Here is an 18,190-nt window from a genome sequence, read left to right on the forward strand (position 1 = left end):
ACCCCAATAGTAGCATCAGGATTATCTATCACTTCTTCGCCCCCAGCGAAAAAGAAGATCCCATCCATGAATTGCCCTTTATCATCCGCTAAATAGTGCGTATCTTCTGTATCATCCAAAACTAACTCATGGTTTATATCCGCAATACGGCTGCCAATTTTTATACCACCATCGAAGATTTCGCCTTGATAACCTTCACCAACTTGAATGAAGATAAGCGTACCCTGTTCAGAAAAACCAAGCTCTAGCGTAGGATTTTTAAAAAATATTGCGTATCCATTACCGTACGATGAATCCCATTTATATAGTTAGGACTTACGCAACCATCAACCCAGGCGAGCGCAACTGCTCGCAGAGGTAGTTATCAAGTAAGCCATGTTTTAACTGATATACCGTTTTCTTTGTTTGCTTAGCAATACGGGTCAAGCATATCCAAACCAATATAGAACAACAAATATGATTGCGTTGAATACGTGCTTTGCGACACTGATTAGACTCTATGCCTGTTAACTGTTTAATCTCTCTATGAAACTGCTCAATCTTCCAGCGTATGGCGCACACCTGTTGTACATCATCACGATTCGTTTGAGTGGTATCGTTGGTCACGACCCAATCCGTGCGGTGAGTACTCACCACGACCCGAAACAATTGCACTTTATAATCTTTAGGGAACTTATTTATCTTAATCAACTTGCCGTTATCTTGTTCTGCCTCTGTCCATTCTAAAGTACTTACTGCGCTATAAGCTCGTTGTCCTTTGGAGTCATCAACCAAACGGTTGCTCTTAAGCGGACAGTAAAATATTTTATCCAAACCATCAATGGTGAGCATGATGTCTTTGGTGGCATACCAGCTGTCCATAAGCACGGTTTTAAATAAAAGCTGCTTGTACTCAATACTGTGCTGTAGCATGTCCTTTAAATGGTCAAGCTTACTTTTACCATCAATCGCTTTGTCATAAATACGGTAATCAATAACCCAATACTGCTGGGTGTGCGGATTAACGTAGATGCAATTTACAAGACCAATGCCTTTAATTAGGCGTTTGGCATTACCACTGTACTGGCGGTTGACCAGTTCTATCTTGTGACTGTGGTCTTTGTCTAATACGGTGTCATCAAAGATCAGGTAACCATCAGCATGGGCGACAAGGTCTTGTTTGACTTGCTCCCAGACTAGTCGGGGTTTGAGCTTATCGCCTTTCAAGTAGCGATTGATACGGTCATGACTGATATTTTCAGGATGATGATCAGCATAATTAGTAATGGTGTAGTTTATTTGACTCACCATGAGATATTGGCAATAATCTAGTCGGGTTACTTTGGGCTTTTTCATGACTTTATGCTACTACGTTATTCTTGAGGTTAGCAATACCTATCGGGTTTTGCGTAAGTCCTAATAGTAAGACTCCTTCATTATTGTTTACTAAATCAACGTTCCATGGGACGTCATTACCATCTATAGTCTGATCGACATAAGGCAAAAAGCTGTCCAATTTTTCACCTAATGTGAACCCTGCTAAGGATTTACCAATCTCTGCTTTAGCATGTATATCCAAATGAGCCATTTATTTAATTAACCTTATATTGACTAATAAGCTTTGCAAGCCTGAAAATAGTATGAAATCGTGATCGATGCGCTATACAGGCACCGAACTGCTAGTGTTAGATACAACTTTAATGACTACGAAGTCGATAGCATGAACCATTATCATTAAGCTGTCTGACTAACATGTCCGAAGTTGGTTTCTACGATATTGTCAGCATAGATCAACGAGCCTTATGCAGTTGTCTCTGAGTCTTCAGAAATAGTAGATATTTCTGAAGTATTGCAGACCCTTATTCATAATCAATAGTCGCTTTTTAGTATGGCTGTTGTTCACAGTGATCCTAGCAAACGACTTGAAATATTGGTTAAAAATTTAGCCATTTGCTCCCAAGTGCCTGCTGGCTGCCAATTCATAAAGAAGCAAGGCCCAGCACCGTGAGGTATATAAAATACTGGCTGCTTTACGGTGGTTAATTGATGATTCATGAGCTTCACCCTTTTATTTTATTAAATAGTGTTAGGACCAACAGGCACAATTCCGTTAGGATTCAACGCTTTTATAGAGTAATAGCCTGCTTTGATATGTTTTATATTTACCGTCTCATCAATACCATCAAGCGCTAAGATTCGTAGCATATAAGCATGTAGAAAACTCATATCTTTGATCAAGTTACGGTTGCATTTGAATAGCCCATGATATGCGGCATCAAAGCGCACTAAAGTCACAAACAGGCGAATATCTGTTTCCGTCAGCTGTTCGCCAAACAGATAATGACGACCATCGCTCAGACGCGCCTCAAGCATATCTAGCGTGTCAAATACTTGCTGGTAGGCTTCTTCGTAAGCGACCTGTGTCGTCACAAATCCTGCTTTATACACCCCATTGTTTAAATTGTCGTATATGACCGAATTCAAAGCATCGATATCATCAGCCAGCTGTTTTGGGAATAAATTAACCTCATTTGGCACCAGCTCTGCAAAAGCCGTATTGAGCATACGCAAGATATCAGCGGACTCATTATTAACGATAGTATTGGTTTTTTTATCCCAAAGTACAGGTACAGTTGCTCGTCCAGTAAAGTCAGGATTTGCCTTGGTGTATAGTTGATGAGCAAATTTAGCACCATTAATAGGATCGCTGTCAGCATCTTCAAAGCCACCAAACTGCCAGCCTTGATTGCCAAGCTGCGGATTGACCACTGTGATATCAATCATATCTTGCAGACCTTTTAGTTCGCGTGCCATCAAAGTACGTGAAGCCCAAGGGCAAATCAGCGCCACATATAAATGATAGCGACCTTTTTCGGCTTTAAAACCACCAACGCCCGTCGGCCCTGCTTGTCCATCAGCAGTAATCCAATTTCGAAAGGACGAGGTCTGACGAATAAAACGTCCTTGCTCATCTTCTGCTTGTACCGGTTGCCAGTTTTCAGTCCAGTTGCCATTGATTAACATTGTCGCTTACTCCTATTAGTTACCTATTGATTTATTACATAGTTTATTAGATAGTCATTAAATTCTAATTTATAGTTAATAATTATTAGGCACGCCCTAGTTTTTCTGACAATGCCTTATCCATACTAAGATAACCACCGCCTTGTACTGCCAAAGCGAGCAAGGCGACCATCAAGATCAAGGCATACTCATAGCCACCATCAGCGGCAAATAATCCATTGCCAATATGAACAGAGAAGATAGCAACTAACATGGTGAATGCGGCTACCAGTGCAGCGGGTCGAGTGAGCAATCCTAGTACTAATGAAAGACCACCAAAGAATTCAGCCCCTCCTGCCAATATTGCCATTAATAAACCAGGTTCCATACCCATGCTACTCATCCATTGAGCAGTGCCTGCCAAGCCGTTACCACCGAACCAGCCAAATAACTTCTGACCACCATGAGCCGCCAAAATTAGACCAACGGGTACACGTAGAATCAGTGCAGCAGCGCCAGCTTTAGAGTGTAAAATTTTATTTATCATTAGGGTCTTCATTTACGATTACTCCATTATTTATTTTGAAAGTTGTTTAATCTCTTGGAATAATCCTACTTTACTATCAATACAATATGAGAGTAAGATAGATAATATTGAATTATTAACAACGTATCGTTGATAATAGCTTTGATGGTTAAATAAAAACAGGACAAAATATGGATAGAATCGATGCGATGCGTGCCTTTGTGGCAGTGGTGACCGAAGGCAGCTTTAGTAATGCGGCAAATACTTTGCAGCTGTCACCGCAACTGGTGAGCAAGTATGTCTCTAAGTTGGAGGAGCAGCTAAATATACGTCTGCTTAATCGCACCACTCGTAAGGTAAGCCTTACCGAAGCAGGTAATCATTACTTTGGTCATGCGCAGCAAATTCTATTGAGTATTGATGATATGGAGTCGCAACTAAGCGGCTTGCAACAGAACCCCAAAGGCGTGTTGCGCATAAGTGCGCCAGTATCTTTTGCCCTAAGGCATATGGCACAGTTAATCACTGATTTCCAAATGCGCTATCCATTGGTCACAGTCGATCTACAACTCAATGATCGTAAAGTCGATATTGTCGAGGAAGGGTTTGATGTCGCCTTGCGTATCGGGCAGCTCAAAGATTCATCACTTATTGCGAAGCAAGTCGCGCCCATTCGCGTAGTTCTGTGCGCGTCGCCTGAGTATATAAAGAATCATGGCATACTCGATAAGCCTGAAGACTTAGAACATCATCGCTATTTGCACTACAGCTATATGAACATGGACGCTAAGGAAGACATCTACCAATTACTAAAGGCGAAGGTTCTCAAGCAAGGTAGCGAGTTTCGTAGTAATAATGGTGACGTATTAGTGGCTGCAGCTATCGCAGGCGCAGGTTTGGTATTACAGCCGACTTTTATTATCAGTGAAGCCCTTAGTAGTGGCAAACTAGTAGTAGTGTTGCCCGAGCTTGAACCTAAACCTTTAGGCTTATATGCAGTCTACGCCCATAGAAAGCTACTACCGCATAAAGTACGATGTTTTATAGATTTCATGGAAGGCTATTATGGGTCGCTGCCCTATTGGGATGAGTGTATAGCCAAAAGCCAACCGTTCAGCACTAAGTAGCTGGCTTCTGCTAAGATGAATACAGTTTGCTCTTTTATTGCCAACATTTTATGCACAATGTTAAACATGCCCTAGTCTTTTAAATTATTTAAAGCTCTAATTAACTGGTTACACTAGGGTATACCTCAATGGAACTATCTATTTGCATTACTTAAACCTATTAATAGACCACTTAAAATAGACCACGTTAATGGAACTACTTATAACAGACTATCGAGCTTTGCGTATGTGCGTACTGTGCTAGACACTTAATGATAGTTTACTGCCTCGCGCTAGTTATCTACTGATTCCCTAACGTGTGAGTGTTGCCGTTCTGTGCAATCAGTTCTTCTTGTTTAAATTTTTTGAACATTAAGAATTGGCTGTAACAGTCTTCGAACGCAGCTTAAACACTGTCATCACGCCCTATTTTAGTTTTTATGCTAAATTATTAGATACTCAATAGTATAGAAAATAAGAATAAGGTCTAACTGATGTCATCTTCAAAAACGTCTACTCTTCAGCCTATTATATTAGAACCGTCATGGTTTGCCCGTCCAACTTGCGTGGTCGCTGCCGATTTGGTTGGCAAAGTCTTGTGTCGCCAACTGACGGATAGTGATGGCACGCAAAAAGTGCTGCGAATGCGTATCTCTGAAACTGAAGCTTATATCGGCGAAGATGATGGATCAGTTCAGGCGCATGTGGCAAAAGGAAAAGAAAAATCTGAAATCATGTATCTCGAAGGTGGAAGCTTTTATGTCTATTTGACTTATGGCATTCATCCTATGCTCAATTTGGTCAGTGGACCGATAGAATCGCCAGAATCGGTTCTTATACGTGCGGGTTTTTTGACGGCTGATAGTGATCGACTGATAGAGGAGCAACAGCCCAGCGCAGATAAGCAGCTGACTCATCCCAAACAGCTTGCTGGCCCCGGAAAGCTGACCAAGCGTTTGCAAATCGACCGCGATTTATATGGCAAGCCTATCAATCCAGAATCTAAGGTTTGGGTTGAAGATGACGGTTGCCTGCCACCAGTATCGCTACGCCCGCGTATCGGTATTGATTATGCTGGCGACGCTAAAAACTGGTTACTGCGTTATATATGGACCGATCATCCCTCCTTATCGAAGAAGTAGAGTATGGCTATTCATTCAACATCGATTACTCAAAAGTATTTTTTAAGTATTTCTTCTCAAAGCCTCCTCTAAAAGTCTTTTCAAAGTTGCGTTCTCAAAAAAAGTTGCGTTCTCAAAAAAATTTGCGTTGTTAAAATTAGATCATAAGGTGATGATATGTATAAGCTAACTGTTTTTATTCCTGAGCAAGCTCTTAACGAGGTAAAGTCCGCGCTGTTTGCAGCGGGCGCAGGGACAATTGGCAATTATGAACAGTGCTGCTGGCAGGTACAAGGAATGGGGCAGTTTATGCCGCTGGCAGGTAGCTCACCGCATATCGGCACACATGACAGTATTGAAACAGTCAGTGAGTGGCGCGTAGAAATGGTGGTTAATGAGGTAGCAATTCATAGTGTCATTACTGCGTTAAAGCGTGCTCATCCTTATGAAACGCCTGCTTATGATGTGATTAAGGTATTAAATTTTTAATGCATTAGCTTATACAAGCTTCTTGTAATAGCGTATTGCTTAGTATCGTTATGTTTTTAATGTTCCAGAATAAAAGTATAGGATAAAAAAAGTCAAATAAATCAAGGACTGATTTATTTGACTATAGGCGTCAACTCACAAATGACGCCAAAATCTTAGCTTAACATAGCAAAATCAGTCTCAGTCAAAATCAGTCTTTTTTAATCTTAATGACATTTAAGCTCGGATAGCTGTGTAATATTTTATAATCGTGAGAGCCACGTCTGGCTTCAATTTCAAGGACGCCACGATTATTTTTTAAAGAATTAGGTCTTTGAAACGGTAGCCCATAGACCTAATTTTATTGATAGCTCGCTGCTTAGTGGCAGGATAACGCGAGTCTCTTTTGATGGTGTCTCCAATATAGTGGATTCAAAATAAAAGAGTCACTTATATCAGCGTGCTACTGGTATAAATTTTTCTTGCGTGCTGTTCGCAAGCGGGACAGAGGCTGCAAAAAATTCAGCCCAGTAGCACTGTACCGTTTCCGAATTGGATTAACTATACTACCGATTTTTGTATCGGTTATCGTGTTTATATTTCCCGTTATCTTTATGTTTACCTTTGTTTTTATGTTTGTCTTTTTTGTGGTGGTCTTTGTTGCTTTGATACTTATCATCTTGCCAATCATTAGACCAGTCTCTCTTATTTGAGCTGATGAGTCTTAGACTAGGATAAGTGTATTTGAATTCATAAGCTTGATGGTTCTTTTTGGCATAAGCCGTAATTGCCCGATCACCACGATAGCTGTCAGATCTGATATCCATGACCCGATAGCCTTTACTACGTAGATCTTGACGCAGCTGTTGGCTTACGCGATTAAAACTATCGTTTCGATTATTATTATCGCCACGATACACGGGCTGATTGTCATAGCCTGGACCTACAACGGTACAACCAACAGTCGTGCCTAACAAGGTAACTGCGAGACCAGCGGATAGGGCAGTCTTTAGCGAAAAAAGATGTAAAATTTTCACGATGAAATCTCCAATAATAGATATTAAATCAATAGCGATGGGGTTGTCTTTAATCTCTAAAAATACAACGTGGGCTATAAAGGGTCTAATATAATAGCGAATTCAAAAGCTTCTATTTCACTTATACCTCACTAATCACCGTCGTATAAATTTGAAATATTTCCTTACATTATCTATAGTAAAGCATAAAACTTGATAGCATATGTAGTTTACGTTAATAACTTGTAATCAATGCAAACGCTCGTTTACTTATTGCGCGCTTTGAATAAGAAAAATTTGCTCATAGGCTTTCTATGGCTAAGACTCTAATGATAGTTTGTTATAGATAATAAAAGCTTGACTAGGTAGGCATAGCAACAAAGAAAAGGAGTAATCATGCTGTTTAAGCTTATTTTATTCTCGGGTTTTGCTGGTGCAACGGTATTTATTGGCGGACTGTTGGCCAATTTGTTTGACCACCACATCAAAGAGAGCCCCGTAAAATACGAGGTAATTCATACCTTAATGTCATTTGGGGCGGGTATTATCCTATCGGCACTAGCGTTAGTGTTAGTGCCTAAAGGCATGGAAGAATTGAGTGTTTGGGGAGTGATGGGCTCTTTCTTGCTGGGCGCGGTGTTGTTTATGGCTATTGATCGCCATCTGGCGAAGTCGGGTAGCCAACAAGCGACTTTACTAGCAATGATGATGGACTTTGTCCCTGAGTCTATCGCACTCGGCGCCGTATTTGCTATTGAGCCACAGATGGCATTATTACTGGCGGTATTTATAGGGTTACAGAATCTGCCGGAGTCATTTAACTCGTTTCGCGATTTGGTACAAAGTGGCTTTAGTGTCAACAAAACCTTATTTATTTTCTTTGGGCTCAGCTTCTTTGGTATTCTCTCAGCGCTTATCGGTCATTTCTTGTTGAGTCAGCATCCTAATCTCACTGCGCATCTGATGATATTTGCTAGTGGGGGAATATTATATTTACTCATTCAAGATATCATTCCTGATAGCAAGCTAGATAAGAATCATCTGACCTCATTGGGCGCGTCACTAGGATTTTTGATCGGTATCGTTGGTGAGATGTTGATTTGAAAGTAAATAAAAAAAAGTAAGGAATGAAGAGAAGTAAGAAGAAATGACTCATTATAAAGCGCTTGTAAGCATATGCTTACAAGCAAAGACGCTCACGCGACTTAACAACAGGGCAACAATTTGACACTATAGACGTACGGCATCAGGGAGTGTGACTCAAGGATTGAGTTTACCGTATTATGGATAATAATTCAGTTACTAGTATCAGGATGGTAATGGTAACTGAAGAAAGGACACATATCCCGTGCTGGTGGTAGATAATACCAATAGTAGTTGTACGTAATGGGTAGGATGCCCAGCTGTCACGACGCACTTAATATCTTGCAAGGATGCAGCGATTGAAGTGGTGATGGGTAACATGGATCGTTAACAATAAAGCCGCATAACAATTAATTGCTATGCGGCTTTATCGTGTCTAGACTTTATGAAAATCTAGATTCTACGACAATTCTGGTTGATATAAAAAGACCTTACATAGATGGCAACACAGTTTGCGCAGTGATACTTATTAGGGAATGCTCTATTCCTTTGATCGGAAGTTATTGATTTTGCTACTTATTTTTAGTTAATTGCTAAACGTTAAACAATAAAAAACCGCATAGCTATTTGTATCGCTCGATGCGGTTTTTTTGTTCAGATTAGTAACTTGTATAAAGTATTATCAATAGGTCAGTCATAAGTTAGTATTTGTTTTCGCGGCGCCAGTCATCTACTTCGCGCTCAGCATCATCTTTTGCATGACCATAACGCTCTTGAACACGACCAACTAGCTTGTCACGGTTACCTTCAATATGGGTAAGGTCATCATCAGTTAGATCTCCCCATTTTTGTTTTACTGAACCTTTCATTTGGTTCCATTCGCCTTTTAAGGTATGTTTGTTCATTATTATATTCCTTTTATTGGATTTATCATTTTTAGTAGTTTTTTAGGGGTGGTGTTTCAAAAAGTATGCTGGCATTAGACATAACCATAATTGATATAAAAGAACACCATATTGAACGTCTTAAAATGATTATCAAGTTTCTTAGAAAAAGCACAAGTCTTTCTAACTGCTCGCCTCAATCGGTGTCTTAAACGGCAATTATTACCTTCTATGCCAACAGTATATCTTTTACCAATCTGCTTAGGGTCTGCCTTGAAGGCGGTTTTAAAGCTATCCCAGTTGTCCATGCTGATTGAACCATAGCTCACCTTAAGTTTCTTAAGACGAGCTCGAAGCGCTCTGGCCGTGGCTAAATCACGTTTACCCCAAACATGGGCAACAATCTCACCAGTATCACGGTCATAGGCGTAGATTAACCATACCTTCTGCTTCTTGCAACGTACGTATGTCCAGAACTCATCAACTTCTAAACGCGAGTAGTAATGCTGCTTTGGTGAGATCTTATAGATCGATGAGCCTATGGTGCTTAGTATCTTGCCAATGCTGACAGAGGTGATAGTGGCAATGTCTCTAACACTACAGCCTCGTACTATCATCAGTCGTATCTTATGCTCTATTTTAGAGTGGCAACCCTGATAGGTAATGGCGTGGTCGCCAATGAATTGACGTTTACAGTCTTTGCATTGGTAGTTTTGCTTACCATAGCTTTTTATACCGTTTTTCTTTAGACTAGGACTGTGGCAGTCGGGGCAATTAATCTCTATTTGTGTCTTCATAACCTCAAATATAGCATCTTTGCTTTGACTGGCACCCCTCCTTTATTTACTCAGCATACTTTTTGATACACCACCGTTTTTTAATAGATACTCTTATGAACTACCCACTACCTAAGAGGTAGGGGTTTCTTGGGTAATACCCATACTTATTTGCGATGTTCTGCAATAGCGGTTAGGCAAGTTTACCGAGCTATCCCCCTCGCACCGAGGGTTCACATTATTGCTGTTTTTAAGCAATTCGGTGACAGACTAACGATGATGTTATTAGATTGCTCTAAAGGTCTGAAATGCTGTTCCTTAAGTAGAATTTAGCAACTAAGCGAGATTTTGTCAAGACGCATTCATCCCACTACCTTAGAGGTAGGGGACTTCTGCGCTAAAATGTTAATAGACCTCTTTCCAAACTAGGCTAACTCTAAGTTATAAATAGCAGCAATCAAATTAAACCGCAGCCCGAAACGCTTTCTTCGATTGCGATTGCGACAAGATAAAATTCTAAAACGTTTTAAGACACCGATAACAGGCTCATTAGTAATGCGTTCAGCCGCAAGCTTCCTATTTTCTCTCTTCTGTTCTTGCGTTAATGGATGCTTCTTACTGTTTTTTTGAGGGGATACGCTGTTGCTATGCTGTTTTTGGATACCTTGATAGCCTGAGTCTACTTTAATCGTTATGTCTTCGTTTATGGTTAGTTTTGAGTGACGAAAGAGGGTGAAATCATGACATCTACCGGTACTGAAATGAGTGCAGACAATACTTTTATCCGCTTTGTTAACCACTATCTGAGCCTTTAGGGTATGTCGTTTCTTTTTACCGGAGTAGCCTTGTTTTTGCTTTTTTTGGGACGCTCTATGGCCACTTCTGTGGCATCAATGAGTACGGTATCCATGTAAGGGTCTTGCCATAGGGCTTTTTTACTCGGTAATGCAAAGTCTGGATGTTTTATAAGCGCGTGCTCTACCCAGTGAATACTTTTACATACCGCACTTTCTGATATACCAAAGTCTTGAGCAATATGAAACTGGGTTCGGTATTCTCGGTAATAGGTGAGCGTTATGAGTAGTTTGTTTTCTACGCTGATACTACTGTGACGCCCGCCTTTTTTATGCTTAACTTGATAGCTCTGATGACATATTTGGATCATTTTATCGAAGGTGTCTTTGTTGACGCCTATGTACCGTTTGAAGTGGTGCGCTGGTTTGATAAGTTCGTTGTATGTCATGATGAGGGCGTCTGTTAGGTAATTTGTTGGTTGATTTAACATGTTTTCTGGTTTGGAAAGAGGTCTATTAAGTCAGTATCTCGCTATGGTCATTAATATCGTCACGGGTCGCTTGGATGAAGTTGGCGGTTTAATGTTCCCTAACCCGGCGGTCGACGTCGTTAATAATTCGGGCTCAGGCTATCTAGGTAAGCGGCTTAGCCGAGTAAGTAACTTGCCCGATTTCAATGGCGAGTATCCGGTAGTGGCTATGGCGGATGAGATGCTGGTAGAAGGTGAAGGGCAGTTGAAGGGATTCATCAGCGTCGCTGGCAACCCTGTATTAAGTACCCCCAATGGTGAAAAATTAGACAAAGCCTTTTCGCAGTTGGACTTTATGGCAGCGTTTGATTACTACGTTACTGAAACCAGTCGTCATGCCAATATAATTTTGCCGCCAGTATCCCCACTACAGCGCGATCATTATGACCTCACCTTTAATAATTTTGCCGTACATAATGTGGCGAAATATTCGAAGGCGTTGTTCAGTAAGAAAAAGAATGAAAGACACGATTGGCAAATTTACCTAGAGCTCGCGAAACGCTTGAACAAAAAAGTGCCTTTGGCAACCAAAGTCGAGCGTACGTTAGTCAAGGTGTTGGGGCCAAAATTCTTGCTCGATCAAGGTTTGAGACGTGGTCCTTATGAAGGCATGACGTTAAAGAAACTGAAAAAAATCATCACGGTATTGATCTAGGTCCTATGAAAGGTATGTTACCGCAAGCCTTAAAGCATAAAGATAAGAAGATTCATCTCAATGTTGATTTTTATCAAGTAGATTTAGACCGCGTGAAAGAAATGATGCAGCAATACGACGACAGTCAGATTCTACTTATTGGCCGTCGTCATGTGCGTAGTAATAGCTCATGGTTGCACAACAGCCATCGATTGGTAAAAGGCAAGTCACGCTGTACCTTGATGTTGCATCCTGAAACCGCTGAGCAGCATGGCATTGAGCAGGGTCAAAACGTGAAAGTCACCTCTCGAGTGGGCAGCGTTATTATTGCAGCAGAAGTCACCGATGAGCTCATGCCAGGGGTTGCCAGCATTCCGCATGGTTGGGGTCACGGTCGTAAAGGTGTTAAGCAAAAAATTGCCCAAGCGCATGCTGGCGTCAGCGTTAATGATCTGACGGACGATACCTTAATTGATCAGTTGAGTGGTAATGCGGCAGTAAATGGCGTACCGGTGCAATTAGAGGCAATCAAGATAGAAGCTGTTGAACTTGAGGCACTGGGTTAAGATTATTGATCTAGAGACTCATCAATCATCTTAACTGAAAAGGCGCTTACCTATAGTAAGCGCCTTTTTTATGTTTGTATTACCTTTGCTGTTGTACTGAAACTACTGTACTTTAGCTATGAGACTGACGCCGTTAAACTGGTATTTATTGAGCCTTTATACCAACGAAGTCAAAATCGACGGGTGGACTCTCGCCTTGTATCAATAAACTAATCGCTTTTGCTGATCCGCAAGCGTGCGTCCAACCAAGCGTTCCATGGCCAGTATTTAACCATAAGTTATCAAAGGTAGCATCTGTATTATGACTACCATGACGAACTTGACCGCAGTGCGCGCGCCCGATTAATGGCACATTCGATGGGGTCATAGGGCGTAGTCCTGCCCAGTATTCAACGGAATTAGCGATAATACCTTTGGGGAATAGCTGCTGTACGCGGTGAGTAATAGCTTCGCAGCGCGTCGGGTTTAACTCTAAATTATAGCCATTAAATTCTGCGGTTCCCGCCACCCGCAATTTATCACCTAGGCGCGACATGACCAGTTTATATTCATCATCAATAAGGCTAATAAACGGTGCTAAATGCGGCGCACGTGGATTGACCTTATAGGTAGCTGAGTAGCCCTTGGCAGGGAAGATAGGTAAATGAATATCCAAGGGTTTGACCAAGGGCACGCTATAGCTACCCAGTGCTAATACATGACTGTCTGCACTAAAGGTTTGGGCGTTTTCACCTTTTGGATGAATGGTAATACTATGTACATGCGGACGGGCAGAATGGGCGTCCGCATTGAGCGCTATAATCTCGGTATCGTACATAAACCGCACACCAGCTTTTACGCATCTTTCCGCCAGTCGTTGGGTAAATAAGTGCGCATTACCTGATTCATCGCGGCTGGTATAAGTCGCGCCAGTGAGCTTGTGAGCGATAGGGTAGAGTGCTGGTTCTAGACTGACCGCATTACTGATATCGATTAAGTGACGCTCGCAGCCCAATTCCTGCATGCGCTTAGTCGGTGCAATGGCGGCATTAAACTCAGTCTGGCTGGTATAAAAGTGCATAATACCGCGCGCTTGCTGTTCGTAATTAATACCAATATCAGCACGCAGCTGTTGCAAAGTATCTCGTGAATATAATCCGAGGTGCACCATTTGCACCAGATTAGCATCTGCTTTGTCCGCGCGGCATTCTTGCAAAAACTGCATAGCCCACTTGAGCTGTGCCTTATCTGCGCGCAGTCGATACAGTAGTGGCGCGTCCTTTTTAAACAGCCACTTGAGTGCTTTTAATGGGGTTGCGGGATTTGCCCAAGGCGTGGCATGTGATACCGATATCTGTCCGCCATTGGCAAATGACGTCTGCATTCCTGCTGCTGACTCGCGATCAATCACTGTCACGTTATAGCCAGCTTGCCGAAGATACCATGCGGTGGTCACGCCCACCACGCCTGCTCCGAGTACTGCAATATGTGTCATATCACTCTCTATAGTTAAGACAGCCAAGCTCATGTAACTCTACTACGGTGTCAAACTTGCTTGCTGTAATATGCGTACTATCTGCGCTCGATTTTTTTGTATCAGAATAATTTGGTTTCGACTAGATTCGGACGTTACTTAATGTTTGCCAACTATGTCCTACTTAAGGCGGGCAACATCGGCTTGTAGAGCTAGCGGTAATTCCATTATTGTTAAATCACTGTCAGCAAGATGGTCTGGACGAGCCACTACTAACGCCTCAAAACCCTGCTGGATATCTTGGCCGTTTGCTATCGCATTGACCACTTGAATCTTACCCAGTTTTTCACCTTCTGCTGGCACGTCGCTTGACCCTTGTACATGATGCAAAAATGCTTTGGGTGCCGATTTAAAATAAATACGGGCGATAACTTCTTGCCCTAAATAGCAGCCCTTGTCGTAATCCATACCGCCGCGTTGATGCAGACGCAACTCTTGCGGTTGAAACTCACCTTGGGTGGTGCTTGTTATCCAGTAATTACCCGTGGCGATACTACATTGCATCCACGCTTGATTATCCTCTGGCGTATTGTGGGTGTCTTTGTGGCTAAAGGTTGTCTCATCTGCCAGTACGCAAGGGTAAATCGGCGTCGGCGCGCTGGTTTCAAACTTCGAAAAGGCACCATATTTATTGAGATGCGCTTTTAAGGCGTCAGCACAATCGGCACTGATAACCACATCATAATGCTTCTCAGCTTGTTTTTTAATCCAAATACCAAACTCGATACGACCCTTTAGATTACCGATAGCGGCTGCCTGATAACTGAGGCCCAGTTTGGTCACATCACAAGTTAACTGGCCTTGTAAGAACTTTTCGGCGTCGTCGCCTTGGATAGTCAACTGTTGAAACTGCGGCATAGGAGATGGGTTCAAAGAATCATTCATAGTTTTTATCCTTATTATAAAAATTTAAGTAATCAAATTCGAGTACTGAAGTAAGTACTGAAGAGAGCTATTAAAAAACAGTCGTTAAATATAGGGTGTTCTAAATATATTACTTAAAGACAGAAAAATTAAGTATAGAAGTAGATAAGTTTAAAGAGAATACCACAAAAAACAGCCACATAAAAAACGGCAGGCTTAGAGTATAAGTTGGGCAAAGAGTAGCGTTTTCAAGCGAACCGATTGGTTAAAGATAGCGTCTTGCGGTACAATGTTGATTTAGTTTACTTTAAAATAATTGCTTTAAAACCGCCCCTGTTTTTACGGCTAACGAGGATATTATGAGCTTACCCACTTGCCCCGCATGTGATGAAAATTATACTTACGAAGATGGTGCGTTATTGGTATGTCCGATGTGCGCCCATGAATGGACAGCGGCTGAAACTGATACGGCAGAAGAGGGCGCTGAACAAGATAGCGTTATCCGTGATGCGGTCGGCAATGAGCTGCAAGATGGCGATGCGGTTACTGTGATTAAAGACCTAAAAGTGAAAGGCTCATCAACCATTATTAAAGTGGGTACCAAGGCAAAAAGTATCCGTCTATTGCCTGATGCATCCGATGGTCACGATATTGACTGTAAACTTGAAGGATTTGGCCCCATGAAGTTGAAGTCCTCAGTGGTTAAAAAGGCTTAATTGACCAAAATATTTCAAATAACGCCTTAAACACTCAGCGACAGTTTCGCTAAGTGGTATTAAGAAGCGTTAAGCGTTGACTAAATGCTTGTCAGATAACGGTCAGTCAATAATTTTACCGAATTTGCCCAGCCGTGAAGTAATTGAGCCTTTGGTACGTTGATGATATTCGACAAGTGTGACAATAGAATCGCCGTTATCAAAAGCATCTATAAGCTGCTGGTCTTCTTCGCTATTCCATGGCTTACCAGCATTGACAGGAAGATTGGACTTACGGATATCGGCTTTAATTTTACTTTCAAGCGCAGGAATGGCAGCTTGCAGGGCGCGTTGGATATCATCGTTCAGGCATAAGCTATTACTGGGTAATGGCTCATCAGATAGAGGATTGATGCCATCAATAAGTGCTTGAATAATATTTATTGCTTCTTGATGATTCATAAGCTTTGGAGTGGGCGTTTCTATAGAACTATTAGGTGCACTATTCATAATTTATTACTTCCATATCCGACAAAAGTTTATGGTCCGGCTTCACTATACTATAAACGCATTATTAAAAGGCACATCATTGTAGGTGCATTATTATAAATACATTATCGTAGCTACATTGCTTTAGCGAAAGTAAGTGTGTGGTGAGCTGGACTTATCTTCTGATAAAAATTGCTTTTAATAATGGCGACTATCTGAGATAGAGGTGTAGCTTTTCGTTATAAGCAATCGCATGGTATTGTGTTTTTTGCTGAGCAGCACTCAAGGCTGTCAAAGTAACATTTAAAAGAATTAATCTCTAAAAGAAGAAGTAGCTACAGTGAATTATTAAGATTAAATCCCAATAAAATAATAGAGAATACTTATGAGTACTAAAAACGAACAACTTTTCGCCCAAGCCCGCAAACATATTCCCGGTGGCGTGAACTCGCCAGTGCGTGCCTTTGCTGGAGTAGGCGGTACACCCGTATTTATGCACCGCGCTAACGGTAGCAAGATTTATGACACTGAAGACAATGCCTATATTGATTATATTGGCTCATGGGGCCCAATGATTTTAGGTCATGCGCACCCAAAAGTTATCGATGCGGTTAAAAAAGCCGCCGATGATGGACTTAGCTTTGGGACGCCAACACCGTTTGAGACTACGGTTGCCGATAAAATCTGCGACATCGTTCCTAGTGTTGAGATGATACGCATGACCAGTTCGGGCACGGAGGCGACTATGAGTGCGATTCGTCTGGCGCGCGGGTTTACTGAGCGTGACAATATCGTCAAATTCGAAGGCTGTTATCATGGTCATTCAGACAGCTTGCTAGTAAAAGCCGGCTCAGGAATGCTTGATATTGGCGAGCCGACTTCGAAAGGCGTGCCCGCTGATTTTGCTAAGCACACTATCACTTTGCCATATAACGACCCGCAAGCGATTAAAGACTGTTTTGAGAAATGGAGTGACACGATTGCTTGCGTCATCGTTGAGCCTATCGCGGGCAACATGAATATGGTGATTCCTGATCAAGCGTTTCATGATACCTTGCGCGAACAATGCACCGCGCACGGCGCAGTACTCGTCTTTGATGAAGTAATGACTGGCTTTCGAGTGGGACTTGGCGGCGCTCAAGCCTATTTCGGTGTTGAGCCTGACTTAACTTGTTTTGGCAAAATTATCGGCGCAGGTCTACCGGTAGGTGCCTTTGGCGGTAAGCGTGAGATTATGTCTTGCATCGCGCCACTCGGCGGCGTTTATCAAGCGGGCACCTTATCTGGCAATCCGCTGGCAATGCGTGCAGGTATTGCTATGTTTGAAGACCTAACAGTAGAGGGTTTTTATGATAATTTATCCGCTAAGGTGGACTATTTAATCGAGGGTATTCAAGCTGCCGCTGATAAACACGGCATTCATTTGCGCACCAATAAGCTTGGTGGTATGTTTGGCATGTTCTTTGTCAAAGACAGTAACACTGCCACTCCACTTAATTTTGATGATGTGACCGAATGTAATATGGACGCTTTTAACACTTTCTTCCATGGCATGCTAGATCGTGGTATTTATTTGGCACCATCCGCTTATGAAGCGGGCTTTATGTCCATTAAGCATAGCGATGAAGATTTGGATATTTCTATTAAAGCAGCTGATGAAATATTTGCAGAAATGGCAAAAGTATAATTTAATAGTTTTATGCAATAGCTCTAAGTTCTAAATCTTAAAATGACAACCAGCACGGATCACTGTGCTGGTTTTTTTGTGGTTAAATTTTGTTGATGTGAAAGGTTATGCTCAAAATAGGGTTAATTGCTTTAGTGAATGAAAATAGCCAAAAAATTGGGACGGACAGCTGTTTAGGAGCTTGCAAAATAGCCATTAAACCATGCTATGCTGAGGCCAACCAAAATTACTTAGCAAGGACGCTATCTTATGAACACTACGTCTGACAATAGCTCTTCTAATGCAAAAAACCCACCACAAAACCCACCCCCTTGGCTGGCTGCTTATGAGAAGTATGGGCTTGAGAATGACTTGGATATGTTAGACGGCAACGAAGTCCTTGCTGTTAATGACTAATTATTATTTATAGTGTTATTTATAGTGTTATTTAATACGTACCCATAATACGCACCTACA

Annotated in this window: 21 protein-coding genes; 9 read left to right on the forward strand and 12 right to left on the reverse strand. The window is 41.7% G+C overall.

The features are described from left to right. Window positions 1-315: 315 nt before the first annotated feature. From U1P77_RS12325 to U1P77_RS12345, 5 genes are all read right to left on the reverse strand, one after another. A complete protein-coding gene (locus U1P77_RS12325) occupies window positions 316-1,335 on the reverse strand; it encodes an IS701 family transposase (protein WP_321155261.1) in 1,020 nt (339 codons plus the stop codon). 4 nt (window positions 1,336-1,339) lie between these two features. After that, entirely contained in the window at window positions 1,340-1,567 is a 228-nt protein-coding gene (locus tag U1P77_RS12330; RefSeq protein ID WP_321155262.1) for a hypothetical protein, read from the reverse strand. Window positions 1,568-1,878: 311 nt separating this feature from the next. Beyond that, entirely contained in the window at window positions 1,879-2,034 is a 156-nt protein-coding gene (locus tag U1P77_RS12335; RefSeq protein WP_321155263.1) for a hypothetical protein, read from the reverse strand. Window positions 2,035-2,055: 21 nt separating this feature from the next. After that, window positions 2,056-3,003 (reverse strand): glutathione S-transferase family protein, encoded by a 948-nt coding sequence (locus U1P77_RS12340; protein WP_321155264.1) that lies wholly within the window; start codon window positions 3,001-3,003, stop codon window positions 2,056-2,058. Between the two features lie 85 nt (window positions 3,004-3,088). Further along, window positions 3,089-3,541: a DoxX family protein gene (locus tag U1P77_RS12345; RefSeq protein WP_321155265.1), complete on the reverse strand. Its 453-nt coding sequence runs from the start codon at window positions 3,539-3,541 to the stop codon at window positions 3,089-3,091. A gap of 158 nt (window positions 3,542-3,699) precedes the next feature. Between U1P77_RS12345 and U1P77_RS12350 the strand changes: the two genes are divergently transcribed. From U1P77_RS12350 to U1P77_RS12360, 3 genes are all read left to right on the forward strand, one after another. Beyond that, window positions 3,700-4,635, forward strand: coding sequence for a LysR family transcriptional regulator (locus U1P77_RS12350; protein WP_321155266.1), 936 nt, complete (start codon window positions 3,700-3,702; stop codon window positions 4,633-4,635). A 473-nt stretch (window positions 4,636-5,108) separates the two neighbouring features. Next, window positions 5,109-5,756, forward strand: coding sequence for a DNA-3-methyladenine glycosylase (locus U1P77_RS12355; RefSeq protein WP_321155267.1), 648 nt, complete (start codon window positions 5,109-5,111; stop codon window positions 5,754-5,756). A 156-nt stretch (window positions 5,757-5,912) separates the two neighbouring features. Further along, a complete protein-coding gene (locus U1P77_RS12360) occupies window positions 5,913-6,224 on the forward strand; it encodes a YqfO family protein (RefSeq protein WP_321155268.1) in 312 nt (103 codons plus the stop codon). A gap of 545 nt (window positions 6,225-6,769) precedes the next feature. Here U1P77_RS12360 and U1P77_RS12365 read toward each other — a convergent pair. Then, window positions 6,770-7,240, reverse strand: coding sequence for a hypothetical protein (locus U1P77_RS12365; protein ID WP_321155269.1), 471 nt, complete (start codon window positions 7,238-7,240; stop codon window positions 6,770-6,772). Window positions 7,241-7,615: 375 nt separating this feature from the next. Here U1P77_RS12365 and U1P77_RS12370 point away from each other — a divergent pair, with 375 nt between their 5' ends. Continuing rightward, window positions 7,616-8,323: a ZIP family metal transporter gene (locus tag U1P77_RS12370; RefSeq protein ID WP_321155270.1), complete on the forward strand. Its 708-nt coding sequence runs from the start codon at window positions 7,616-7,618 to the stop codon at window positions 8,321-8,323. Between the two features lie 680 nt (window positions 8,324-9,003). On the opposite strand, the gene U1P77_RS12375 is transcribed toward U1P77_RS12370, so the two are convergent. The 3 genes from U1P77_RS12375 to U1P77_RS12385 form a co-directional block, all read right to left on the reverse strand. Beyond that, on the reverse strand, window positions 9,004-9,207 hold the full coding sequence (locus U1P77_RS12375) for a CsbD family protein (RefSeq protein ID WP_321155271.1): 204 nt from the start codon (window positions 9,205-9,207) through the stop codon (window positions 9,004-9,006). 74 nt (window positions 9,208-9,281) lie between these two features. Continuing rightward, window positions 9,282-9,983 carry an IS1 family transposase gene (locus U1P77_RS12380; RefSeq protein WP_321154869.1) on the reverse strand — a complete coding sequence of 234 codons (702 nt, stop codon included), beginning with the start codon at window positions 9,981-9,983 and terminating at the stop codon, window positions 9,282-9,284. Between the two features lie 404 nt (window positions 9,984-10,387). Beyond that, window positions 10,388-11,205, reverse strand: a protein-coding gene (locus U1P77_RS12385) for an IS5 family transposase (protein ID WP_321155272.1) whose coding sequence is annotated in 2 segments (ribosomal slippage) — window positions 10,388-10,824 and window positions 10,824-11,205 — 819 coding nt in all. Because the reading frame shifts where the segments join, the coding sequence is not laid out codon by codon here. Window positions 11,206-11,245: 40 nt separating this feature from the next. Here U1P77_RS12385 and U1P77_RS12390 point away from each other — a divergent pair. After that, the gene (locus tag U1P77_RS12390; RefSeq protein WP_321155273.1) at window positions 11,246-11,941 is read left to right on the forward strand and encodes a molybdopterin-dependent oxidoreductase; all 696 of its coding nucleotides are present in this window, start codon (window positions 11,246-11,248) and stop codon (window positions 11,939-11,941) included. 5 nt (window positions 11,942-11,946) lie between these two features. After that, window positions 11,947-12,486 (forward strand): molybdopterin dinucleotide binding domain-containing protein, encoded by a 540-nt coding sequence (locus U1P77_RS12395; protein ID WP_321155274.1) that lies wholly within the window; start codon window positions 11,947-11,949, stop codon window positions 12,484-12,486. Window positions 12,487-12,631: 145 nt separating this feature from the next. Here U1P77_RS12395 and U1P77_RS12400 read toward each other — a convergent pair whose 3' ends face one another. Continuing rightward, window positions 12,632-13,960: a D-amino acid dehydrogenase gene (locus U1P77_RS12400; protein ID WP_321155275.1), complete on the reverse strand. Its 1,329-nt coding sequence runs from the start codon at window positions 13,958-13,960 to the stop codon at window positions 12,632-12,634. 159 nt (window positions 13,961-14,119) lie between these two features. Continuing rightward, window positions 14,120-14,884 carry a CAF17-like 4Fe-4S cluster assembly/insertion protein YgfZ gene (locus tag U1P77_RS12405; protein WP_321155276.1) on the reverse strand — a complete coding sequence of 255 codons (765 nt, stop codon included), beginning with the start codon at window positions 14,882-14,884 and terminating at the stop codon, window positions 14,120-14,122. A 338-nt stretch (window positions 14,885-15,222) separates the two neighbouring features. On the opposite strand from U1P77_RS12405, the gene U1P77_RS12410 reads away from it, so the two are divergent. Further along, window positions 15,223-15,579: a zinc ribbon domain-containing protein YjdM gene (locus U1P77_RS12410; protein ID WP_321155277.1), complete on the forward strand. Its 357-nt coding sequence runs from the start codon at window positions 15,223-15,225 to the stop codon at window positions 15,577-15,579. A gap of 102 nt (window positions 15,580-15,681) precedes the next feature. Here U1P77_RS12410 and U1P77_RS12415 read toward each other — a convergent pair whose 3' ends face one another. Continuing rightward, window positions 15,682-16,068, reverse strand: a complete 387-nt coding sequence (locus tag U1P77_RS12415; RefSeq protein ID WP_321155278.1) for a hypothetical protein — start codon at window positions 16,066-16,068, stop codon at window positions 15,682-15,684. Window positions 16,069-16,432: 364 nt separating this feature from the next. Here U1P77_RS12415 and hemL point away from each other — a divergent pair, with 364 nt between their 5' ends. Beyond that, entirely contained in the window at window positions 16,433-17,734 is a 1,302-nt protein-coding gene (gene hemL, locus U1P77_RS12420; protein WP_321155279.1) for a glutamate-1-semialdehyde 2,1-aminomutase, read from the forward strand. Between the two features lie 249 nt (window positions 17,735-17,983). Then, a complete protein-coding gene (locus U1P77_RS12425) occupies window positions 17,984-18,130 on the forward strand; it encodes a hypothetical protein (RefSeq protein WP_321155280.1) in 147 nt (48 codons plus the stop codon). The last annotated feature ends 60 nt before the right edge of the window (window positions 18,131-18,190 follow it).

This window comes from Psychrobacter sp. LV10R520-6, assembly GCF_900182925.1.
Lineage (GTDB): Bacteria > Pseudomonadota > Gammaproteobacteria > Pseudomonadales > Moraxellaceae > Psychrobacter.